The following is a 24,131-nucleotide window of genomic DNA, read 5'->3' as shown; positions in this document are numbered from 1 at the left end:
TTGCATATTTACCTGCTAAAACGGGTTGTTTCACTTATACCAGTCTTATTTGTAGTTTCCATCGTTATCTTTTTAATCCTTCATTTAACTCCTGGTGATCCGGCTTCTGTCATATTAGGACAGGAGGCTACTAAGCAGCAAGTAAATGAATTACGTGAAAAGCTAGGTCTTAATCTTCCGCTATACCAGCAATACCTCCATTGGATTACTGGAGTATTCCGCGGAGATTTAGGCACATCTTATTTTATGAATGAGTCGGTCACTCAGTCGATTTTATCTCATCTGAAACCAACGCTCTCTCTAGCCATATTAGGTGAGCTGGTTGCATTGCTCCTTGCTATTCCCATCGGTATTAAAGCCGCTAAACACCGGGGATCGGCTATTGACCAATCTATGATGTCGCTTTCTTTATTAGGATTATCTATTCCAGTTTTTTTATTTAGCCTTTTTCTTATCCTGTTGTTTGGAGTGGGGTTAAAATGGCTGCCGGTAGCTGGATACCAGCCTTTAAGTTCAGGATTATGGAACCATTTAAAATATCTGATTTTACCGGCTACTTCCTTGGGGATCATACAGGCGGCTCTCATTGCAAGAATGACAAGATCTTCTATGTTAGAAGTTCTTAATACCAACTATATTAAAACAGCTCGTGCAAAGGGAGTGAAGGAACGCAATGTCATTTACAAGCACGCTTTGCGTAATGCGTTTCTCCCCATTTTAACCATTATTGGGCAATCTATCGGCTTTCTCATTGCAGGAGCTGTTATTACTGAAACAATCTTTAACATTCCAGGCATTGGCCAACTTACGATTAATTCAGTAACAAGACGAGATTACACCGTCATTCAAGGAGTGGTGTTATTTGTTACTCTCACTTATGTTTTCGTCAACTTGATTATTGATTTGTTATACGGCGTGATTGATCCACGCGTCCGATTAGGACGGAGATAGAAGGGGGAGAGGACTATGGGGGCGATAGAAAACCATATTGAATTATCTAGATATAAACATGACCTGAAGAAACAGCAACGGCAATTATTTGCCCGGCGGCTTTTATCAAACAAATTGATGGTCTCAGGGGCATTATTATTATTTTTTTAGTTTTGGTGACTATTGTGGGACCGTTACTTGTTTCTCATGATCCGTATGAAATGGATGTATCCAACAGGCTGCAAGGGCCCAGTAATGAGCATATTCTAGGTACTGACAATTTCGGTCGGGATATTCTGTCTCGGATTGCTTACGGAGCTCAAGTTACGATGGGGGTCGGTTTTTCGGTTGCTGCTCTATCTTCCATTATGGGTGTCATTATTGGTCTATATGCAAGCTATTATCGGACTCTCGATCATATCTTGATGCGGGTTTGCGATGGGTTAATGTCGATACCGGCAATTTTACTGGCGATTTCATTGATGGCAGCATTTGGCCCTATGACTAAAAATGTCATTATCGCCTTAAGTATTGTATTTACCCCTTATGTTGCCCGTGTCATTCGCTCTGCAGCCTTAGTGATCCGTGAGGAAACCTATGTGGAGGCAATGAAAGCCCAGGGGGCAAGTGCGTTTCGAATCATATGGATGCATATCATGCCGAATACGATCTCGCCGCTCGTCGTGCAAGCAACTTTTATTTTTGCGGAAGCGATTATTACGGAAGCAGCGTTAAGCTTTTTAGGAGTAGGGGTTCCTGCGCCCGATCCAAGCTGGGGCAATATTTTGTATGATGGCAAAGTGGTTATCTATAATGCATGGTGGATGACTGTTTTTCCAGGAATGATGATTATGTTATCTGTCTTGGGCTTAAATTTACTTGGTGACGGTCTTCGTGACTTGATAGATCCCCATGTTAGCAAAGCGAAAAAATAATCGGCACCAGATTAGTGATATTTTTAAGATCATAGAGGTAGGGGGATAACCATGACGGAACAATATTTATTGAGCATAAAGGAACTTAAAACCCATTTTCATACAGAACGCGGGCGGGTCACGGCAGTCGACGGAATAAGCTTCCACGTTGAAGAAGGTGAAATACTTGGTGTAGTTGGAGAGTCTGGTTGTGGAAAAAGTGTTACCTCTCAATCTATTTTAAGGCTGTTTGATGAAAAATACACCACCCAATACGAAGGCGAGATTTATTTTAAAGGGGCTAACTTATTAAAATGTTCGAATACAGAAATGCAGCTTATCCGTGGGAATGATATTGCAATGATTTTTCAAGATCCGTTGAGTTCCCTTAATCCGGTTTACACTGTCGGCTATCAAATTGCCGAAGCAATCTTGCTACATCAAAACGTCTCTAAAAAAGAAGCTTATAATAAAGCTATTGACATGCTTAAACTAACAGGTATTCCGGCACCAGAAAAACGAGTAAATGAATATCCACACCAATTATCAGGCGGGATGCGACAACGGGTTATGATTGCCCTTGCTTTAGCTTGTCAACCGAAATTATTGATTGCCGATGAGCCGACTACGGCTTTAGACGTTACCATTCAAGCGCAAATTTTAGATCTGATTATACAATTAAACAAGGAACTTAAAATGGGCGTTATTTTTATTACACATGACCTTGGTGTCGTTGCTGAAATATGTACCCGTGTGATCGTTATGTATTTAGGTCAAATTGTTGAAGAAGCCGACGTCGATAGTTTGTTTTCCAAACCGCTTCATCCATATACGAAAGGATTGATGCAATCCGTTCCGCAACTGGATGGAGACCGCACGCAAGAGCTGCACGTTATTAAAGGGATGGTTCCTACGTTAAATAATATCCCTCAAGGCTGCCGCTTTGCCCCGCGTTGTCCTTATGCTGATCAATTGTGTAAAGAAAAAATGCCTGAACTCAAGCTATATCAAAATAATCAGAAAGTCAGATGCTGGCATGCGGGCGAAATTTCTCAAGTGGAGGAGGAGAATTATGCCATTTCAAGTTCATAATCAATCAAATCAAATACCTCCTATACTTGAAGTGCAAGGATTAAAAAAGTATTTTCCAATAAAAGGGCCCTTAGGAAGGTTCGGAGGAGTAAAGGAGCAAGTAAAAGCTGTTCATAACGTATCCTTTAAACTATATGAAGGAGAGACATTGGGGTTGGTTGGTGAATCAGGATGCGGAAAAAGCACTACCGGAAGAACGATCTTGCGTTTGACCGAACCAACCGAAGGGAAAGCGATGTATAATAACCAGGATATTTTTCAGCTAAGCGAAAAAGAATTTAGACAGATGAGGCAAGAGATGCAAATGGTGTTTCAAGATCCTTATTCTTCCTTAAATCCACGTAAGCGTATTGGAAAAACACTAGAAGAACCTTTGGTGATTCATTCCATTGGGAACAAAAAAGAGCGCACAGAAAAAGTTATGGAAATCTTAAATCAAGTCGGTTTACAAGTAGATCACTATTACCGGCATCCTCACGAATTCTCCGGCGGACAAAGGCAACGAATTGGCTTGGCTCGTGCATTAGTCGTCAATCCTAAAATTATTATCGCTGATGAACCTGTTTCTGCCCTTGACGTATCGATTCAGTCACAAATCATTAATTTGCTGCAAAAATTGCAGGAGGAAATGAAACTGACCTATCTCTTTATTGCCCACGATATAAGCGTTGTACGCCATATTTGTGACCGTATAGGAGTCATGTATTTAGGGCGGATTGTAGAGGAAGCACCAGTCGATAGTATATTTGCCTCGCCGCTTCATCCATATACTCAGGCATTATTATCGGCAGCACCGGTTCCAAATCCGAAGGTAAAAAGAGAACGAATCTTATTAAAAGGAGAGCTACCGTCCCCTTTAAATCCACCACCTGGGTGCGTTTTCCACACGAGATGCCCCTATGCGACAACTCGTTGCATGAAGGAAGTACCCGTGAAGAAAGAAATGTCTAAAGGTCATTTCGTCGCTTGCCATTTGCATGACTGAACCCAAGATTTAGTCCTTCAAAAGGTCAAATTAACTTTTGGGGTGATACTAGATATTTTACAAGAACAACCGCTGAATCTCATTGATAGACATTTATAAGTAGCTATAGCCGGATTCGCTGCCAATCTAGAATGAATCGTGTCCTTATAAAAAAGAGCAAAAGAAAGCCGACTTTCCGTTCCACTTTGAACGAAAAGTCGGCTTTCTTTATATAGCATAGATTTAAGTGCGAATTCTCATCGCTTCCTAGGTGTTGAATGACAATGTTTAAAGATTAAATTACAGAGTAATTATAATTATGTTAAAGTTAATCTGAAGATTGTAAACTTTTGTACGAGGCAGGTTAATGGAATAAATTTAATATCAAATAATGGAGGGATGCCTGTGCAAGCAAAACAAAGTGAAAAAGTAATCAGTTCAATTGAACAATCATTCATAAAACAAGTACAAAAAGACAAAAATTTGATGAGTGCATTTTTACTTGTTCATTCAGAAAAGAAAGGTATCCATTTAAATATCGCAGAAGGGTCAATGAATCCAAAACAGCCAGCATATATGGCAAGCGTAGGAAAAATATTCACGTCAGTTTTGGTTAGCATTTTATATGAAAACGCTCAATTATCATTCGAAGACGGCATCACCAAATATTTAGATCAAGAATTAGTCAAACACCTTCATGTGTATAAAGGTAAAGATTATACGAATGACATTAAAATTAAACATCTACTAAATCAAACGTCCGGTTTGTATGATAATTTCCGTCCATTACTAGAAAAGCTTCTGGCTGACCCAAACCTTTCCATAAGCCCACAAGAGGCTATTACTTGGGCAAAAAACCATCAAAAACCTCATTTTCCTCCAGGTAACGGCTTTAAATATACTGATACAAACTATCATCTATTAGGATTAATCATAGAAAAAATAACAGGAATACCTTTTCATTTAGCTATGGAACAATATATTTATCAGCCCCTTGGTATGATGAATTCATCTGTGCTACATTACTCCAATCCATTAGACAAAGATACCCAACAGTTAGCAGACTTCTATATTAATAAAAGCAACATAACTAATCACAAAGGATACGCAGGTCTCGACTATGCAGGCGGTGGAGTAGTATCTACTGGAGAAGATATGTTGAAATTTATGAAGGCTTTAGCATCCTATCAATTAGTGAGAAAGGAAACGCTTGAGAAAATGATGAACGATAAAGCGAAGTATGGTGTAGGAATTGAGTATGGTTATGGCATTATGCAGTTTAAAACAGTTCCGCTACTCATGCCAAAAATATTTAATATCTGGGGACATGCAGGTGCCACAGGAGCCTATTTGTTTTATCACCCTAAGATGGATACCTATTTAATCGGAACTTTTAATGACTTTTCTTATGAAAGAAAAGGTGTCAGATTTATGTTAATAAAAGTAATAAACCAGTTGACAAAAATTAAATAACTTTATTCTACCCCGTCCATTTTAATGGACGGGGTAGTGTGTATTTGGCGGTTTGAAAATAAACAACTTTATTGTAATTCAACACTAGAATCATGGGGAACGTTCCAACTAAAGAGAAAATCGACATACCAAAAGACACACTTATTTAACATGATGCTTGTAATCCGTTTATTTTTTAATGACTTGCAGACAAAGCGAACAGCTTCTTGCTTCAATCCTTTAGAATAATTTCATATATTTTTTTAGGCCTTCCTCTTGCATGAGGGCTTTCTTGTCTAACGACAGATGCATAGCCATATTTTTCGAGTACAGTAATAATTCTTTGAGCACTCCTAGGCATAATCTGTAGAAATTGGCTTAATTCTTTTACGGCTACTTCATTAGTCCCGTTCTTCTCTAAGTATGAGGCCACCTTGCTTAAAGTCGAAACACTTAAAGATGTTTTTTTGCTGATGGACTCTAATTCCTCAGAATAGTAGGAGTAGTTCATTGTATTAGGTGAACCGAGTGGACCAATAAATTCATAATTATCTAAAAGAGCCATCCATGTTCCTTTTCCATACTCCTTCGCATGAATAAGGGCATTAACCGCGTGTATTTCAGCCTCGTAGGCTGAATAGCCAGCTCCTATGCCGCAAGTCACGGACTTTAGATGAATTTCATCTAGCTCTATCATTTCTGGAATGGAACAAAAGGAGTTTGTGATGCTTTCCATCACTCCTTTCGTGGTAAAAATAACGAACTTGCCTAATCCGGCCGATTTTAAAGAACCGTTTAATCGCTTAGCATACTTTAACAGTTTATCTGTTATTTTTAGTTCAATATTCAATAGTTCATCAGTAGAGTACAAATCTTTCGATAGTTTGTTTTCAATATCAAGTTCTAGCATTTGAACGGCAATTTGGGCATTTTGCGAGCGCTGTAGCTCAAACGCTAATACGATGCTGTTTAACTTACTTTCAATCGCAGATTTGGTAGGCAGGACTCGAAAAACAGGAACACCTAAGCTTTCGAGCTTCCTTTTAATTTGAGGAATACACGTAATGACCCCTTTTATTTTTTGCTCCTCCCATTTTGTATAATGAAAGTCCATGTAGTCGCTAAGAGTTTGTGATTCATCAAATGGTTTGACATATAAAGGCTTCTCACCAACATTTATTTCTTCTAGTATAATTCGTATATCATCCAGTTCAAATGAATCCAAACTTAGCTCATCAATTCTTAAGCCTCGAGCATAAGAGGCCTGTAAAAGGGTTTTATAAAGGCTAGAGCCTGTGTATTCTACAACATATGTAGGTTGGTTTAACTCTCCCCATTTTTTTGCATAAGAATAGGAAAAGGCACCAGCAAAGAGCCAAGCATCAACTGATTCGGAATAAGGCTGCAAAGGATTGCTTTCCTCTTCGCCAAACCCCCAAACAATTGGAACCCCTTTTAAAGAAGGAGTCTTTTCTACAATAGCATAAATTTTATTGACTGCTTCTTCAGAGCCAAAAATACCTAAACGAATTGCCAAGAAAATCTCTCCTCTAAGTGAATTAAAAAAGTCTTTTGAAGCAGAAAGATCTTTTTCTAAGAATAAAAATATTCTTACTCTATTTTACATTTGTTTAAGCCTTTTTTCTAAAAGAAAACGTTATTTAAAGAAAGATATTAATTTTCTAAAAATATTGACAATTAAGCTATTTTATTTATAATTATGGACATGACCATTAATGAACATTAAATGACTAATGGAGGGATTCTATTGCAAACGATAAAAAAATCCGGGTAGAAGGCACTGCATACGAATGTGGCAAACAAATTGGTGAGCAAGCAGAAAGAGAAATACAATGCGCTTTAAAGGCTTATAAACAACTCTTTATGGACACAAATAAAACTAGTTGGAAGGAAGCAAGAGAGCGAGCAGCCGCCTATATTCCTTGGATTGAGAAGTATGATCCATTCATCATGGAAGAAATGAAAGGGATTAGCGACGGGGCGAAAGTTGAATTAATAGATATTGTTACGTTGAATGCACGAAGTGAAATTATGTCAGCACCTGATGGTTGTACTTCATTAGCAGTTGTTCCTCCGGGGACTAAAAACAACAAGACACTATTAGCACAAAATTGGGATTGGATGGCTGCTTTTAAGCCAAGTTTAATTATAGTAGAAATTATTCAGCCGAACCGCCCAAAGGTGTTAATGTGCACAGAAGCTGGCATTGTCGGCAAGATTGGCATGAATGATAGCGGCATTGGCGTATGCCTAAATTATCTAAGTACAACTGAACAAGCACATGGAGTGCCAGTTCATGTTATTTTACGGGGCATTTTAAATAGCCAACTATTTTCCCAAGCGGTTGGACAAGTGTCCCGTTTGCAAAGGGGAACATCCGCGAACTATTTAATCGCCACCAAAGAAGGGGAAGCGCTAGATATCGAAAGCACATGCGATGACTATGATGCTATTTATCTAACGGATGATACTATTGTTCACTCTAATCATTTTTACGGACCAAAGCATATTAAAATTAAAGATTTGGCAAGACTAAATTTCCCTGATACTCATTTACGCCATGGAAGGGGAGAGAAATTATTGAAAAAGGAGCATGGAAAGATTGATGTGGAAACGATAAAGTCACTTTTGTCAGATCATATCAATTATCCGGATTCTATCTGTAGACATGGAGAAACACTTAGCCCTTTACCTGGAAGACCATTGCCTTCTGATACTGTTTTTTCAATTGTTATGAATTTGTCCGATGGATACTTTGAATTAGCTCCGGGCCAACCATGTGAAACGCCTTTTGAAAGACACACATTTAAACGTGTTAATGAACTTAAACAGCCAACAGTTACACACTCATAAAAAATTAAATAAATCGATCATTAGCCAAAACAATTGGCAAGGGGATGGATGGATGGATCATTTAAACTCAACCACTCTTAAACGAACTCTTTCGTTAAAATATGTTGTGTTTTTTGGCTTAGCTTTTATGGCTCCAACGACTATGTTTTCAACTTATGGAGTGGCAGTAAACAGCACAAACGGTATGATGCCAACCGCTTATGCGATTGCTTTAGTGGTCATGTTATTTACCGCTTACAGCTATGCACAATTAGCGAAAGCGTTCCCAAATGCAGGAGCAGCTTATACGTTTACACAAAAATCTATAAACCCTCACATGGGGTTTATCGTGGGCTGGACCATCATCATTGATTATGTGTTTAGCCCGATGATTAGTTCTCTGCTTAATGGAATAGCATTAAAAGCATTGTTCCCCTCTATTCCAATGGCTGTCTGGATTATTTCATTTATTATCATTATTACGTTGGTTAACATCCTGGGTATTAAATTAGCGGCAAAATTTAATACCATCATGCTTCTCTTGCAAATTTTAGTATTTGTGCTGTTTCTTATTTTGACTATTAAAGGACTCCTTTCAGGAAAAGGAGCAGGGACATTGTTTTTAACCCTACCATTCTATGATGCTGGAATTAGCGTACCTGCTCTTCTATCCATCGTTCCTATTCTATGTTTTAGCTTTTTAGGCTTTGATGCCGTGACTACATTATCAGAGGAAACGAAGAATCCTACGAAAACATTGCCAAGGGCGATCTATTTGATTACGCTGATTGGCGGATTTATGTTCATTTCAGGCTCTTATTTTTTACAGCTCATTTATCCAGATTTTCAGTCTTTCAAAAATCCTGAATCTGCCTATTTAGACATTGCAATTTATGTTGGCGGGAACATTTTTACAAGTATCTTCGTAGCAATAGGGCTAACTGCTGGGTTTGCTTCAGCTGTTGCCTCTGGAACGAGTGCCTCTCGTATTTTATATGCGATGGGAAGGGAGAATGTATTGCCAAAAAAGATTTTTGGTTATCTGTCCCCAAAATACCACACGCCAGTATTCAATATTGTAATTATTGGCGCGGTTGCATTAAGTGCGCTTTTCTTAAATTTAACCACGGCCATATCACTTATTAATTTTGGAGCGTTGTTTGCCTTTTTCTTTGTGAATCTTTCGGTTATCGCTCATTATTTCTTCCGAGAGAAACAGAGATCTTTTAAAGGAACGGTTCAATATTTGATTATCCCGCTTATTGGGGCGGCGCTCATTGGACTATTGATAACAAAATTAGATACACATTCTCTAATACTAGGCGGAATATGGCTTCTAATTGGATTTATTTATCTATTAAACTTAACAAAAATGTTTCGACAGCTGCCTCCAGAGCTTGGCTTTGAAGAAGCTCAATAAAAGGAGGTTAATTATATAATGAGAGGATTGATGAAGAATGAGTCAACAACTAGCTGATATGATTATTTCAAGCAATGCGGTATTTACAGGGCTTTCCGATCAACCGGAACCTGCCTCTATTGCGATGAAAGGCAACAAAATAATTGCGGTCGGTTCTGAGGAAGAAATGAAACAATACACAGGCGAGAAGACAAAAATCTATCAATTCAAAGACCAATTAGTCATGCCGGGATTCCATGATTTCCATCTTCATATGATGCAGGGGGCTGTTGCTCTCAATGGTGTCAATCTGTTTGCGGCCCGTTCGGAAGGTGAGGCGCTGAAAATGATTCGTGAATTCGCTGAATCCAATCCGGAAAACCCATGGGTCATCGGATTTATGTGGGATGCAGGCTTTTGGGATACGCAGGCATTACCGACTCGCCATTCACTGGATCGTATCCTACCTGACCGTCCAGCGATTATGTTTCACGCCGAGGTCCATTACGCTTGGGTGAATACGAAAGCATTAGAGATGGCCAATATTAATCGCCACACGGCTCCTCCCTCTTTCGGTATGATTGGAAAGGATGAGAATGGTGAACCAAATGGCCTTTTATATGAAGGGGCAATGGATGCGGTAATCCGCCATGCCTATGATTTTACAAAAGAGCAAAAGCGGGAACTGTTCGCGAGTTTTCTTGATCATGCTTCAAGTGTCGGAGTCACGGCTGTTCACGACTTATTTGCAGCGGAATCATTGGCCGCTTTAAATGATTATGCTGTTTACAAAGAGTTTGAAGACAAAGAGGAATTAACAGCGCGTATCCATTTGTGGCCTGAATTAAATGGCGACTTAGAACGGGCCAAGCATTTACGGAACACGTATCAATCAGATAAGCTTCGTGTGTCTGGACTGAAGCAATTTATTGACGGTGTCATTACTGCTCGTACGGCTTATTTATTAGAACCGTATGCCGATCAGCTAAATACAAGTGGCGAGGCGACTTTCCCTCCTGAAATAATTAAAAAGTGGGTAGCTGAGGCGGATAAAGAAGGGTTTAGCATTCGCTTTCATGCCATTGGCGATGGAGCGATTCGTCTGGCTTTAGATGCCTATGAGGAAGCGCAAAAGACAAATGGCAAGCGGGATTCGCGCCATTCGGTTGAACATGTCGAAGTGATTCACCCTGATGATATCCCGCGCTTCAAAGAGCTTGGCGTGACGGCGTCCATGCAGCCGGATCACTTTGCGATGTCTGAGCGGGGGGTGTACACGGATCGAATTGGTTCTGAGCGAGAAAAGTATGTGTTTCCGATCAAGACATTGCAAGAAGCCGGGGCGAAATTGGCGTTTGGCACAGACTTTCCCGTTGATGTCTTGAACCCGCTTTTACAAATTTACCGTGCGGTAACGAGAATTGACAGCAGCGGAGAAGCTGTGTGGCATCCGCATGAGCGCATCACACTTGCTGAAGCATTGAAAGCTTACACAGCCGGCCCTGCGTACGGCTCATTTAGAGAGCAGGAATTAGGGACATTAGAGTCAGGGAAGCTGGCGGATATTGTTGTGTTAGAGAAAAATCTTTTTGACATACCCACTGAAGACATACCGGATACGAAAGTGCAGGTAACAATTGTTGATGGAAAGGTTGTTTTCGATCATACCGATTCATTAATAGAAAAGTAAGATAGCTCAAATTTCCAATTTAGGGGACAAGCAGATGGGTATGAAAGGCAGATTAGGTGGATTAGGCATAAAGATAGCTAATATTGCTGCAATTATTATTGTTATCTTAACAGTTGTAAGTGGGAGTATGATATATCATACTGCTCAAGAGGCGGCAGAGCGTGCTATCTCAAATGTTAGTATAGACACAGCCGAAACGATTGTTAGCCATATAAATCCTGAAACTTATAAACAATTCTTACAAAATCAGAAAAAAAATAAAGTATATTGGGAATTGAGACAGCAACTGAATGATTTTAGAGTAAAAACAGGAGCATTATATGTATATACACTTGGTGTAACAGATACAAAAGAGATTGAGATTCTAATAATCGGAGAATCCGCCAAGACTGCATCAACAATAGGTGAGACAACTAATGCCACGACTTACAAGTCTATTGAGCCGGTACTTAAAGGAGAAACGGCAAGCACTGAAATCGTAAATGATCCTAAATATGGCGAGTTTTTATCAGCTTTTGCGCCGATAGAAGATAAAACAGGAAAAGTAATCGGTATTTTAGGTGTTGATATTAATGCGGAGAAAGTAGGCTCAATAACAGATAAAGTAGTATTGGAAAGTTTACCGACCTTTCTGGTGACTACAATTATTTTTATGGTTATCGCTGTGATCATTTTATATGTATTTATTATGAACGCGTTGAAACCACTTAATATCGTGAAATACACGGCAGAGCATGTAGCGGAAGGCGATTTGAGGGGCGCTAATAAATATATCGCAGGCTTGCCGGTGAAACGCAGAGATGAGATTGGCCAATTAAGTCAATCATTTCACCATATGGTCTATCAATTAAAAGAGATCATTCAAAAGGTCACTTTTACATCTGAGCACATTGCCGCTTCTTCGGAGCAGTTGTATGCAAGTGCCGAACAATCAACACATATGAATCAGCAAATTGAGCAAGCAATTGAAGAAGTTGCCACCGGCTCTAGCAAGCAATTAAACGCTTCAGAAGAAGGATTTCAAGCGATAGAAGAAATGTCATTGGAGGTTCAGCAAATTGCAAAATCTGCTTCTTTTGTTTCAGATATATCGATGGGAGCATTGAAAGAGGCACAACAAGGGAAAGAAGCGATAAATAAGGTTCTTTCGCAAATGAGTTCAATTAATCATTCAGTTGAAGGAACTGCCAAAGTTGTTGAACGATTAGGTGAACATTCGAAGGAGATTGTTCAAATATTAGATGTCATTACAAATATTGCAGACCAAACGAATTTGTTATCTCTTAATGCCGCTGTTGAAGCAGCACGTGCTGGAGAACATGGTAAAGGCTTTGCAGTAGTTTCCAATGAAGTCCGAAAGCTAGCCGATCAGTCAAGGCAATCAATAGATAAAATTGCCGGGCTAATTAGGGGCATTCAAGAAGATACACAAGAAGCGATAATGGCAATGGAAACAGGAGAAGAAGAAGTACGTTCAGGTTTGACTGTTGTAGAGGAAGCAGACCGATCCTTCCAGCGTATATTAGAAAATATTGAATATGTCGTAAAACAGATACAGGACGTTTCAGCCTCATCAAAAGAAGTGTCTGCCAGATCTAAACAAGTAACAGGCTTAATAGAAGAGATATCAAAAGTCGCTAAGAGCGCTACAGTAAACTCTGAACATGTAGTATTTATCACAAAGGATCAGTTTGTCTCGATGAATGAAATATCCAGCTCTTCTGAAAGCCTGGCCCATATCGCTCAGGAGTTACAGAAAGCTATTCATCGATTTAAACTGTAAGGTTGAAATAAAGCCGGTCGTTAAGAGAACGGAGCATTAAGAGCATTGAAAGCAGGGAAACTTGCAAACATTGTTGTCCTAGAGAAAAATCTCTTTGAAATACTCATGAAAGAGATACCTGGTACAAAGGCGCAGTTACGCACGTTTATAGTAGAAAAGTGAGTTTTCCTAAATAGAGAGGAAGGGAAAATACAATAGAAGGATTGGCACACTTGACAGTTCCATTAGATTCTATTTTATATTCGTTGCCGCAGCTAGGTTGATTTAGGATATAAAATCGCTGAAATTCTAAATGGATTCTTGAAAAAGGCCTGCTCTTGGTGAGCAGGCCTTTTTATTGCTGTTCTTTTTCTTGCTAGGGGAGCCCATATTAATAAATTACTTGAAAGGACTTATAAAAGAGGAGCCAATTTATTCAACCGCTCTTCCAGCAGCTCTTTCCACTCATTGGCTAATTCATCAACAGCCAGCATCTTTTTCATTCCTTCCGCATCTTTCGGTTTACGAAAGTAAATTTCATTCCCTTCGAGGATGGATACCTGTTTTGGATGTGATTCTAACAGCGTTATGTTAGAGTCTTTGCGAACGGTACCTTCTTCTAAAACCCGGCACAAATAGCCCGTGAAACCTGTTTGGACCATCCTTTTTAGGAGAGCTGGATTATTAGTCCTCTTTGTAATCGTGCTGCACGGAATGCGGCCTTGAGTTACTTGGATGACGGCTTCACCTAGACGAAAAACGTCCCCAATATACACGTCTTTTTCCAGCATATTCGTTACTGTTAAATTCTCTCCAAAAGTGGAAGGGGACAAGGGGATTGCAAACTCCTTTTCCCAAAGTGAATAATGCTCATACGGATATACACATACGGCGCGGTCGGGCCCTCCATGATACCTTAAATCTGCTACTCCATCGCCCCGGAAGCCTTCTTTCGTTAAGAAGGCTTCTTCAACCGTTTGTTTACAAATACCAGTCTCCATTTCTTTGCCGTTTCCGTACGTCAATTTTTTAGGCAAGCCAATGGAGAAATTTTTTAATTCAATCACTTGGCTGTTTCTCATTTCATTTACACCTGCTCCATACTGTTAATAGATGATTATTAAATTTTACCATTTATACAGTTTATTTCTATAAAAACTTTATTAATTATCAATGACAATCAGGTAATGAGCGTCTGAAAAAGCAAAAATAACAATAGCACACAAAAGTTCAGCCAACCTTAGCAGATTGATGGGAAGAATAGGGATATTCCTTTAATCAATAGCAAAATGCCGTATTGAATATTCAGAATAATTTTGCTACATTTAAGGATAACTAATGATTCTAGAGTTCAACAAAAACATTCATCGAGACATATATCCTCTATTAAAGTCTGGGGAGGTAGTAATGATGTTAGAAAATGATCATGTTTTGAGACAGAAAGGTGTAAAAAAAACAAACAACCTTTCTAAACAATTATCAGGAAAAATAGATGATTTTCTTATTCTGTGTGTTTATGAACAGGATAGTAGATTAGGGCTCGATCACAGATTTGGAGGCAGATCAGAGAGGACAGCATCCGATTTACCGATCTTTATTGAAAATGAAGGGTTTAATTCATTTATCATTTGGGAGCGCGTCTACCGGGAGAGTGCCCAAGTGTTTAACAGTTTGCGTGTGGCTGCACGCAACCGGTTCATTAGACAAATTGCTGATAACATTGTTACCCACCTGTTGATGAAATATAAAAAGTTTTCCCCATCCCTATCCTCCATCTTGAATGATAAGACGTTGAAAAGCTCATCCATCCACTACATAGAGAATATTTTGAAAAGGGATACTTTTTTAGTGAATGACGAAGTGTGGGAGAATTTTTGTAGGTGGTGCCGAATGCATTTAACTGAATGGGTCCTTGAAGAAATGGCACAATCTCTTGGTCCTCATGGCTTAGAGGCATTAAATAGGAAAGAGTTAAATGAACTTTTTTATGAGTATATATCAAAAAATTTATCTGAGGATCAAGAATTTATTATAAGGTTTACAAGTATAGTGAACACTTACACGTTAGAATGGATTAAGAAAATTAGTAGGATGTTAAATCTAGAAGATTGGACGATGCACGAAATTGAGGCCATGTTCAATTTAAAAAAGAATGCTTTGTTTCAACCATTTTCTGCATTGTCGCTTGAATACGACTCAACTCTAGCTACAAAAGATTTTTTGTCTGTCATGAACAATGCCCCCTACCAATCTGTTCGGGAAGCTCTTTATAAGAACCATTTTCTACATGAACAGGGCTTTTGGCCAACCATGCCGCTTTCTAAAGGAAACATGACGGGCGTACTTCAAATCAAGCCCTTTAAAAAAGATCACTATCGATTTCACGCTACCCACCCCATTATTAAGGAATCGTGGAAGCAAGCTGAAGGATTATCAGACTTAGATGCAGATGTATTTGATGCGCTTTGTGCTATTTTCTTGTCTAAAGCAAAACACTATAAAGATGTAGTTGAAGTGGAGATCGATGATTTGTTATCTATTCGTGGCCTAAAGCCAAAGTTGGGCGGGGAGGGGCGACGGGGCGGCTATGAATTAAAGCAACGACGCCAAGTGTTGAAATCGCTTTCAATCATCCAAAATCTATGGATTGAGCTAGATAAAGCGATAGTATATGAAAAAGGAAAACCAGTAGAGACAAAACTCGAAGGACGAGCCTTTTTATTTGTTGATCAAGAAAGACAAGACTGTCGGATAACGGAGGAAATGAACGGGAAAAAACTAAGGTATACAGTCGATCAAGTATTTGCAAAGTATTTAAGCGGCTCTGGAAGACAGGTAGCACTTCTTCCTATAAAAACTTTGCATTATGATCCTTACCGTAAAACGTGGGAAAAGCGGCTGGCCAGATATTTAAGCTGGCGTTGGCGGATTCAGGCAAGAAAAGGAGACTTTCTTCAGCCTAATAAAGTCAACACGTTACTAGAGGCGATAAGTGTCAATACTAATGAACGTATGCCTTCGCGCACGAGAGATCGATTGGAAAAGGCACTTGATACCTTACAGCAAGATGGCCTTATTCAGTCCTGGCATTATGAAAAGTGGAATGAGTTGATTGCCGATCAAAAAGGATGGGGCCGTGTTTGGGCTCATTCGACGATTGTTATCGATCCACCTGAATATGTGAAGGAACAATATCGGCCGATTAAGAGAAATCAATCCGTACAAAGCATACCAAAGGCTCAGCCAGATCATTATAGCGTAGAGGGATCAACAGAAATCATGGGGAGCCGAGTAAGGGAAATAAGAGAAAGATTAAACCTATCTTTGCATGAGGCAGCGGAAGAAATTCAAATCTCTTCTTCTTATTTGAGCAGCATTGAAAGAGGAAGGAAAATTCCGTCAAATAAAATTCAGGCAAGATTGATCAAGTGGCTGGAACGATTTCATTAACAATCAAAAGAACGGTATCTCCATTTTGAAGATTGGAGATACCGTTCTTTTTTGTTTGTAAAAGCGGAGGTCCTCATAAAGCAAGAAGTCTATCTTATTCATTTGTCGAGGTTATCAAGCATAAAGTCGGGGTTATCGTGTACACAAAAATTGTTCTTTATTATTTTACCTCTTATATAACAAAGGATGTACGGATTTTTTTAAAAACTTCAAAGCCTAATAATTAAATAATCTAAGTATCTTTTTTTTCTGAATTATTAAATCGGGTTTTATATGATAGCAATCAAGGATGGATATCTATTCAAATTATGTTAAATCGGGGTGAAAAGCATGAGTAATGAAAGCGTTGCCGAAAGAAGTCTCGAATCATTATTTTATCCTCGTTCTGTTGCCGTATTGGGTGCATCAAAGAATCCTAACAAGCTTGGTTACATTCAAATGAAAGCCTTAATCGACGGAAAGTTTAGCGGAGAGATTTTTCCGATCAATCCAAAGTCTACAGAAATAGAAGGATTGCCGTGTTACTCGTCTATTACGGACGTACCGAAGCCTGTAGATTTAGCGATATTTTGTGTCAGTGCGAATCAAATTCAGCAAAGTCTTGAAGAGTGTGCGCAGAAAAAAGTAAAAGCTGCCATCATCTTTGCTTCCGGTTTTTCTGAAACTGGCGAGGAGGGGGCAAAGCAGCAGGAGCTCCTTGCTGAGATTGCCAGAAAGAATGGCATTCGATTGATCGGCCCGAACTGTGTAGGCATGGTAAATACACTGAATGGGCTCGTTGGTACCTTTTCACCTGGCGTGATGGCCTATCCATTAAGTGACAATCGCGCCGTTGGGTATGTTTCTCAGAGCGGGGCTTTTGGCGTCCTTACTTATATGGCGGCAGCCCAACATGGTTTAAGCTTTAACTATTTTGTTACTGTCGGGAATGAAATGGAAACGGAATTTGCGGACATCGTCGAGTATATGGTTCATGATCCAAATACGAAAGTGATCAGCGGCTATTTAGAAGGCGCAAAAGATCCTGCTAAGCTGCGCCGATTAGCAAAAGAAGCACTTGACCGCAATAAGCCTATGATCGTGATGAAGACGGGACGAAGTTCGGCAGGAAGCCGGGCGGCCGCTTCTCATACCGGGTCTCTGGCTGGTTCAGACCAGGTTTATGATGCTTTCTTTAAGCAGACAGGCATGATTAGAGCGAATGATTATGAAGAAATCATTTCTTTTTCCAAGCTGTTTCTTTCGGGGAAATTACCTACGGGGCGCAATACCGTCATTATTACAAGTTCCGGCGGAAGAGGGATCAACGAAGCGGACCGTTGTGAAGCGAACGGCCTTACAATCATTCCGCTTAAAGACGAGACGAAAGCAAAAATTAAACAAGCTGTTCCGTCATTTGCCAGTACATCTAACCCTATTGATTTAACAGCTGCTGCGGCAGTGACGAATCCAGAACTATTTATCGCACCATTGCGGGCACTGAGTGAAGATCCGGAAGTCGACAATATCATTTTAACCGAGTTCCCTATGCATTGGGAGGCTGATCACCCTTTGGTTCAGGAATTTATTGAGATTTGCAAAAGCTCCGATAAATTCATTTTGGTTACGACATTTCCACTGCAAGGAATGTCTATTCCTAAAGGGGCCGCTGAAATGGAGAAAAATGGAATACCGGTAATAACAGGGGATTTACATCCCGTCTCAGCTCTTGCCAAGCTGGTCGATTACAGTGAGAAATATCGCCGTAACAAACAGGCGAATGAATCGGCAGAACAGCGTGAGACAGCAGGGAGCGAGGCAAAAGGTATTTTGGAGAACTTGCTAAAGCCGGGTGTTACATTAAGTGAATTTGAAGCGAGCGAAATATTAGAGATTTACCAAATTACAACGGCTCAAAAAGCCCTGGCAGCTACGGCTGAGGAAGCTGTTCAATGTGCCAGAAGCATTGGCTATCCGGTTGTGCTGAAGGTAGATTCCAAAGATATTCCTCACAAAACAGATGCTGATGCAATCAGGCTTCATTTGCAAAACGACCATCAAGTGATCGATGCGTATGCTGATATTTTGCGATCTGCTAAAGGGTACAAGCCGGATGCAGTTATTAATGGTGTATCTGTTCAAGAAATGCTTCCTAAAGGCACAGAAGTCATCATCGGTGTCACGAAGGACCCTGCCTTTGGTCCGGTCATCATGTTTGGTCTAGGTGGAATTTTCGTAGAAACACTCAAAGATGTGTCTTTCCGAGTGGCTCCGCTTACAAGGCAGGATGCTATCGAGATGGTGGAGGAAATCAAAGGAAAAGCCATCCTTTCCGGAGTGCGTGGTCAAGCACCTGCCGATCGTGAAGCCATAATCAATGTGTTACTAAGAGTCTCAGAACTCATTGCTGACTCGGAAGGCAGGATTGATGAGTTAGACATTAATCCACTCATTGTCTATGAGAATGGCTTGAAAGCAGCCGATGCGCTTATTGTGACAAACAGCCATATGGCTGAAAAAACAGAGGTTGGAGGGTAAACCAATGGATTTAGATAAAAGCATCATCGGTTTAACAGGACCGGAATTTACGTTTGAAGTGGACACGAGGCATATTCGGCAATTTGCCCAGGCCATCGGTGATCAAAACCCGTTATACGTGGATGAAGAGTATGCAACCGGCACGCCTTATGGAGGAATCATTGCTCCACCTACCTTTCCGATTGTCATTGGTTCAGAAGGTGAGGGCATTGATCTTGAGCTTGATCCGAAACGAATGCTTCACGGTGAACAGGAGTTTATTTACACTCGTCCAATCAAGCCCGGAGACCGCCTGACCTGTCAGATGAAAGTAACTGATTTATATGAAAAGGAAGGAAGAAGCGGACGAATGCAGTGTTTAGTGCTTGATACAGAAATCAAGGATGAAAACCAAAACAGAGTAGTTATTAGCCGTATGAATATTATTTACCGCTCAAAAATGACCGTTCAATAAGCCAAAATATAACAGTTATTTTTGGAAAGAGAGAGGAGGAGCAGCGATTGCTGACATACAGTGAATTGCAAGAAGGACAAGTATTAGAATCGCTTACAAAACCGGCCGTTACAAAGGTGCAACTCGTTAAATATGCTGGCGCTTCAGGAGACTTCAATCCGTTGCATACGGATGATGAATTTGCCAAAAGTATCGGAATGCCGGGCGTTATTGCCCATGGCATGCTCATCATGGGGTTTCTTGGCGAATATGTGATGCATATAGCCGGTGTGACAGCTGAATCAACAAACTTTCGTATGAGATTTGGAGCGATAACAAGACCAGGGGATGAGATTACCTGTTCGGCAGTTGTCCGCAGTGTCTATGAAGAAGAAGGAAAGCAATATGTCAATCTAGAGATTAAAGCTGAAAAAGCACCTGGGAAAGTTGTTGGATCAGGTCAAGCTACTTTGCGTTTTTTCTAAAATGAAGAGGGGTGTTTTGTATGGCACAAATAAAAGACCGCTATGCCATTGTTGGTGTAGGAGAAAGTGAGCGTTCAAAAAACTCTGGCACGACACCGCTGCATCTGGCGCTAGATGCAGCAAGAGCGGCCATTCAGGATGCGGGACTTGAAGCGAAGGATATCGATGGATTTATGAGCTATAGTGAGAATGACTCTTGTACTTCCCATCAATTGGCTACTTATCTAGGTGTTCGTCCTAAATACGTTAAAGATATTATGGGGGGCGGCAGCAGTACGGAAATGCTAATTGCAGATGCAATTGGGCTCATTGAAACAGGACAGGTGAACACGGTGCTCATTTATCGTTCGATGAATGGACGCTCGGGAGTGAGAATGGGCGGCGGCGGATGGGACATCAATATGCTGCAGTCTGCTATTGACGGCGGCAGCTTTATCATCCCTTACGGAGCAGGGGGGCCGGCTCAATGGTTTGGGCTTTTTGCTACTCGACATATGCATGAAACTGGGCTTACACAAGAGCATTTAGGTCACGTGTGCGTCAGCTTTTACGAACATGCCCAGCGAAATCCGAAAGCTTATTTTTATGGAAAGCCATTAACGATGGAGGCTTATAAAGAAACCCCTTATTTAAGCTACCCGTTCAATAAACATGATTTTTGCCTTGAATCAGATGAAGCGAATGCCATTATCGTAACATCGGCTGAAAGAGCAAAGGATTGCCAGTCAAGGCCGGTTTATATTATGGGGATAACCGCCAGACAATGTGTATCCCACTCTCATTACTGGTCCGACTTATCAGAAGTAGCAGCCGATTACGTAGCTCCTGAATTGTATAAAAAGGCCGGCATTTCTCCGGAAGATTTAGATGTCGCTTCCATTTACGATTGCTACAGCTGGGTTGTTTTGCGGCAGTTAGAGGCTTATGGCATCGCGCCGCGCGGAGAAGTAGGGGACTTTGTAGCAGCAGGCAATCTGAAAATGGGCGGAAAACTCCCAAGCAATACAGCCGGTGGCATGCTCTCAGAAGGCTATACACATGGAATGAACAACGTTCTTGAGATTGTCCGCCAGATTCGTCATGACTATCAAGGAACAGACCGCCAAGTGGAAAATTGTGAAATCGGTCTCTGCACGGGCTGGGCTGGTCCGGATATTGCTGGTGCTATGATTCTTAGAAACTAGGAGGGGAAACTATGGACTATCAAAAACCAATACCATTAAAAAATCAGGATAATCACCCATATTGGGATGCAGCCGATCGTCATGAGCTGATGATCCAAACATGTGAAAATTGTAAGCATTATTCACATCCGCCTGGACCGGCCTGCTCCAAATGCGGCAGTACAGAACTCAGCTGGGAAAATCTCGGCAGTGAAGTGAATGGAACTGTCTATTCATTTATCGTTTCCTACCGGCCGTTTCTGCCTGGATTTCAAGATGACCTTCCGCTTGTCATCGCTGTTGTAGAGCTGGAAAAAGCACCACAAGTAAAACTGATTGCCAACGTGTTGAATTGCAGCCCGGAAGATGTAAGCATCGGGATGAATGTAAAAATGACGTGGCAAGACATCACTGAAGAACGCGCTCTGCCACAATGGATTCCTGCGTAATTCGATAATCGTTTGATTGAAAGGGGAGAAAAAGAATGGATTTTTCTTTTACAGAAAAAGAAGAAGCATTTCGCCAGGAATTTCGTACATGGCTGGAAAGCAATTTGCCCGATGGCTGGTTGGAAGGAAAGAGAGACATTCCGGAAGACAAGGAACAATATTCAGAGTTTTTGAGAAACTGGCAAAGAAAGTTATACGAAGGTGGCTGGGCAGCCATTGCTTGGCCGGAAAAATACGGGGGCAGAGCAGCCAGCTTAATGGAGGAGATCATTTATCAGCAGGAGCTAGTACGCGTTAAGGCTCCGCCGCTCGTAAATTATGTTGGCATTCATATGGTAGGACCCACGTTAATGCAAATCGGGACGGAAGAACAAAAGGAGGCGTACATCCAAAAGATATTGACTGGTGAAGAGGTATGGTGTCAGGGCTATTCGGAGCCGAATGCTGGATCAGACTTAACTGCTATTCAAACATCAGCCGTCCGTGACGGAAACCGCTGGAAAATTAATGGCCAAAAGGTGTGGACGAGTTTCGGACATCTAGCTGACCGCTGTTTTCTTCTCGCCAGAACAAGCCGGGGAGAAAAGAAACATAAAGGGATTACGGTTTTTCTTTTAGATATGAATCAGCAGGGGGTGGAAACGCGGCCAATTATTCAGATGGACGGAAAGCATGATTTTAATGAGGTGTATTTAGAAGATGCTATTGCCTACGATGCAGATATTGTTGGTGAAGTGGATGAAGGCTGGAGAGTCATGATTGCTCTGTTGATGCATGAAAGATCCGGCATTGGGGCCCAGGTATTCACCCTTGAGCAGCAATTTGAAGATTTGGTCGTATTGGCGAAAGAGTTGCAAGAAGACGGCCAGCCTCTGATCGAAAACCCGTTTACCCGCAAAACAATGGTGGATTTATATACCCGCTCCAGGGGCTCGCTCTTAAACTATTATCGAAACCTGACAAAAACATTGAAAAATGGGCAGCCGAGTGCAGAGGGATCAATGGATAAGTTAATAGTGAGCGAATTGACGAAAGAACTGTTCTCTCAATCACTCTCCATACAGGGCCACCAGGGCGTATTGTGGAAAGAGGATGCGATTTTCGGAGATTCCTATTGGCAAGATAACTTCCTGTATTCATTCGGCATGACGATCGGAGGAGGAACGAGCGAGGTGCAGAAAAATACGATTGGAGAGCGCATTCTCGGCTTACCTAAGGATCTGGGACGCTAAACATAATGGAGGTGGCATAGCATGGATTTTTCATTAAGTGAAGAGCAAGAAATGTTTCGCGGGTACGTGAACAAATATTTAAATAGTATGGGTCACACGAAAACAGCTCGCGAATTTATCAAAGGGGAGACAGAGTCTTACAAAACGATTGTTGCCGGGCTGGCCGAATTAGGCTGTACAAGCATTAACATCTCTGAGGAATATGGCGGTATGGGGCTCGGAGCACTCGATTTAGTTCCGGTACTTGAAGAGTTAGGACGCAGTGTTCTGCCTGGTCTTTATCTAGAGACGAACAGCTTTGCCGTACCTGTGCTTGAAAGATTTGGTTCACACAGCCAGAAACAAAAGTACTTGCCAGCCATTGCAGAAGGCAATCAAACTTTCTCGATTGCCTGGCTGGAGCCTGGTGGCAGCTACTATCCGGCTGGTATTCAAATGACGGCCTCTTTGGAGGGGGAGTCCATTGGATTAAATGGGACAAAAACATTAGTACCAGACGCGGAACTGGCGGATAGCTTATTTCTCCCTGTGCGCACAAGTGGAGAAAGAGGAGAGGAAGGAATTTCGCTTGTTATCGTAGATTTGGCTGAAACAAATATTGCAATACGCAAGCAAAAAATATTGATGACAGCCGGCATTTGGCGGAAATTACGTTCCATAATGTCCAGATCCCTCAAGAGCAAATGGTGGGACCGCTTCATAAAGGATGGGACATTCTCCAGGAGGGGGTGATCGCGGTTAATGCTGCTCTTGCTTCCGTCATGGTCGGCGGAATGGAAGCCATTGTAGAGATGGCTGCAGAATATGCAAAAATCCGCGAACAATTTGGTCAGCCTATTGGCCGTTTTCAAGCGATTAAGCATAAAATCGTCGACATGAAGGTAGACCTTGAGATGGCCCGTTCGCTCGCTTACTACGCAAACTGGGCATTGGAGAATGAGCCCGAAGATCGGGTACAGGCAATAGTATGTGCCCGGCTATTTGCGGCAGAAGCGTACAATAAAGCAGCCGCTAATAATATCCAGATTCATGGAGGGATCGGTTTTACCGAAGAAATTGACTGTCACCTCTATGTCAAACGGGCACGCTTTTATGAAAATTACTTGGGAAGCACACAATCGTACTATGAAAAAGCGGCCGCTGCATTGGGCTGGTGTGAACCAGAAAAGGTGAAACAATTTTAATACGCAAAAGGCGAAAATCCATTTATAAGCAATGAAAAAAGTAAAGAATTTCATATACAGCCAATCATCTTTGTTCATGGAAAATGCCCGCGCAAATACATGTGTTGTAAATGGGATATGTGGAGAGCAGCTGAGCCGGCTGTTTCGGCTTCAAAACAGGTA

At 41.0% G+C, this 24,131-nt stretch carries 19 protein-coding genes and 1 pseudogene; 18 read left to right on the top strand and 2 right to left on the bottom strand.

Annotation, left to right across the window (positions count from 1 at the left end; translation table 11 throughout):
* The 5 genes and pseudogenes from CJ483_RS04100 (at window position 1) to CJ483_RS04080 (ending at window position 5,373) form a co-directional block, all read left to right on the top strand.
* Window positions 1–951 carry an ABC transporter permease gene (locus tag CJ483_RS04100; protein ID WP_120032195.1) on the top strand — a complete coding sequence of 317 codons (951 nt, stop codon included), beginning with the start codon at window positions 1–3 and terminating at the stop codon, window positions 949–951.
* A gap of 15 nt (window positions 952–966) precedes the next feature.
* Window positions 967–1,865, top strand: a pseudogene (locus CJ483_RS04095) (ABC transporter permease).
* A 51-nt stretch (window positions 1,866–1,916) separates the two neighbouring features.
* Window positions 1,917–2,936, top strand: coding sequence for an ABC transporter ATP-binding protein (locus tag CJ483_RS04090; protein WP_120032193.1), 1,020 nt, complete (start codon window positions 1,917–1,919; stop codon window positions 2,934–2,936).
* Window positions 2,917–3,921: an ABC transporter ATP-binding protein gene (locus CJ483_RS04085; protein ID WP_120032191.1), complete on the top strand. Its 1,005-nt coding sequence runs from the start codon at window positions 2,917–2,919 to the stop codon at window positions 3,919–3,921. Before CJ483_RS04090 ends, CJ483_RS04085 begins: the two co-directional genes overlap by 20 nt.
* Before the next feature lie 384 nt (window positions 3,922–4,305).
* Window positions 4,306–5,373 (top strand): serine hydrolase domain-containing protein, encoded by a 1,068-nt coding sequence (locus CJ483_RS04080; RefSeq protein WP_120032188.1) that lies wholly within the window; start codon window positions 4,306–4,308, stop codon window positions 5,371–5,373.
* A gap of 211 nt (window positions 5,374–5,584) precedes the next feature.
* On the opposite strand, the gene CJ483_RS04075 is transcribed toward CJ483_RS04080, so the two are convergent.
* The gene (locus tag CJ483_RS04075; RefSeq protein ID WP_120032186.1) at window positions 5,585–6,889 is read right to left on the bottom strand and encodes an ArsR family transcriptional regulator; all 1,305 of its coding nucleotides are present in this window, start codon (window positions 6,887–6,889) and stop codon (window positions 5,585–5,587) included.
* Window positions 6,890–7,119: 230 nt separating this feature from the next.
* Between CJ483_RS04075 and CJ483_RS04070 the strand changes: the two genes are divergently transcribed.
* From CJ483_RS04070 to CJ483_RS04055, 4 genes are read left to right on the top strand one after another with little or no spacing between them, the layout of a single operon-like run.
* The gene (locus tag CJ483_RS04070) at window positions 7,120–8,226 is read left to right on the top strand and encodes a C45 family autoproteolytic acyltransferase/hydrolase (protein WP_342754517.1); all 1,107 of its coding nucleotides are present in this window, start codon (window positions 7,120–7,122) and stop codon (window positions 8,224–8,226) included.
* A gap of 52 nt (window positions 8,227–8,278) precedes the next feature.
* Entirely contained in the window at window positions 8,279–9,625 is a 1,347-nt protein-coding gene (locus tag CJ483_RS04065; RefSeq protein WP_120032183.1) for an APC family permease, read from the top strand.
* 37 nt (window positions 9,626–9,662) lie between these two features.
* Window positions 9,663–11,294 (top strand): amidohydrolase, encoded by a 1,632-nt coding sequence (locus CJ483_RS04060; protein ID WP_120032181.1) that lies wholly within the window; start codon window positions 9,663–9,665, stop codon window positions 11,292–11,294.
* Window positions 11,295–11,328: 34 nt separating this feature from the next.
* On the top strand, window positions 11,329–13,077 hold the full coding sequence (locus CJ483_RS04055) for a methyl-accepting chemotaxis protein (RefSeq protein WP_120032179.1): 1,749 nt from the start codon (window positions 11,329–11,331) through the stop codon (window positions 13,075–13,077).
* Between the two features lie 392 nt (window positions 13,078–13,469).
* Here CJ483_RS04055 and CJ483_RS04050 read toward each other — a convergent pair whose 3' ends face one another.
* Window positions 13,470–14,138, bottom strand: coding sequence for an MOSC domain-containing protein (locus CJ483_RS04050; protein ID WP_120032177.1), 669 nt, complete (start codon window positions 14,136–14,138; stop codon window positions 13,470–13,472).
* 325 nt (window positions 14,139–14,463) lie between these two features.
* Here CJ483_RS04050 and CJ483_RS04045 point away from each other — a divergent pair, with 325 nt between their 5' ends.
* The 9 genes from CJ483_RS04045 to CJ483_RS24935 all read left to right on the top strand — a co-directional run bounded on the left by CJ483_RS04045 (window position 14,464) and on the right by CJ483_RS24935 (window position 23,969).
* Window positions 14,464–16,506, top strand: a complete 2,043-nt coding sequence (locus CJ483_RS04045) for a helix-turn-helix domain-containing protein (protein ID WP_182916959.1) — start codon at window positions 14,464–14,466, stop codon at window positions 16,504–16,506.
* Window positions 16,507–16,836: 330 nt separating this feature from the next.
* Window positions 16,837–19,023 carry an acetate--CoA ligase family protein gene (locus CJ483_RS04040; protein WP_120032173.1) on the top strand — a complete coding sequence of 729 codons (2,187 nt, stop codon included), beginning with the start codon at window positions 16,837–16,839 and terminating at the stop codon, window positions 19,021–19,023.
* Window positions 19,024–19,027: 4 nt separating this feature from the next.
* Window positions 19,028–19,477 (top strand): MaoC family dehydratase N-terminal domain-containing protein, encoded by a 450-nt coding sequence (locus CJ483_RS04035; RefSeq protein ID WP_120032171.1) that lies wholly within the window; start codon window positions 19,028–19,030, stop codon window positions 19,475–19,477.
* Window positions 19,478–19,524: 47 nt separating this feature from the next.
* On the top strand, window positions 19,525–19,941 hold the full coding sequence (locus CJ483_RS04030; RefSeq protein WP_120032169.1) for a MaoC/PaaZ C-terminal domain-containing protein: 417 nt from the start codon (window positions 19,525–19,527) through the stop codon (window positions 19,939–19,941).
* A 20-nt stretch (window positions 19,942–19,961) separates the two neighbouring features.
* The gene (locus CJ483_RS04025; protein WP_120032167.1) at window positions 19,962–21,125 is read left to right on the top strand and encodes a thiolase C-terminal domain-containing protein; all 1,164 of its coding nucleotides are present in this window, start codon (window positions 19,962–19,964) and stop codon (window positions 21,123–21,125) included.
* An 11-nt stretch (window positions 21,126–21,136) separates the two neighbouring features.
* Complete coding sequence (locus CJ483_RS04020; protein ID WP_120032165.1) at window positions 21,137–21,553, top strand: Zn-ribbon domain-containing OB-fold protein; 417 nt, start codon at window positions 21,137–21,139, stop codon at window positions 21,551–21,553.
* A gap of 35 nt (window positions 21,554–21,588) precedes the next feature.
* On the top strand, window positions 21,589–22,785 hold the full coding sequence (locus tag CJ483_RS04015; protein ID WP_120032163.1) for an acyl-CoA dehydrogenase family protein: 1,197 nt from the start codon (window positions 21,589–21,591) through the stop codon (window positions 22,783–22,785).
* A gap of 21 nt (window positions 22,786–22,806) precedes the next feature.
* Complete coding sequence (locus tag CJ483_RS24940) at window positions 22,807–23,517, top strand: acyl-CoA dehydrogenase family protein (RefSeq protein WP_259455562.1); 711 nt, start codon at window positions 22,807–22,809, stop codon at window positions 23,515–23,517.
* Window positions 23,514–23,969 carry an acyl-CoA dehydrogenase family protein gene (locus CJ483_RS24935; protein WP_259455561.1) on the top strand — a complete coding sequence of 152 codons (456 nt, stop codon included), beginning with the start codon at window positions 23,514–23,516 and terminating at the stop codon, window positions 23,967–23,969. The genes CJ483_RS24940 and CJ483_RS24935 overlap by 4 nt, the downstream gene beginning before the upstream one ends.
* The last annotated feature ends 162 nt before the right edge of the window (window positions 23,970–24,131 follow it).

The organism is Bacillus sp. PK3_68 (genome assembly GCF_003600835.1).
Taxonomy (GTDB): domain Bacteria; phylum Bacillota; class Bacilli; order Bacillales; family Domibacillaceae; genus Pseudobacillus.
This window is presented reverse-complemented; position numbering and strand designations above follow the sequence as displayed.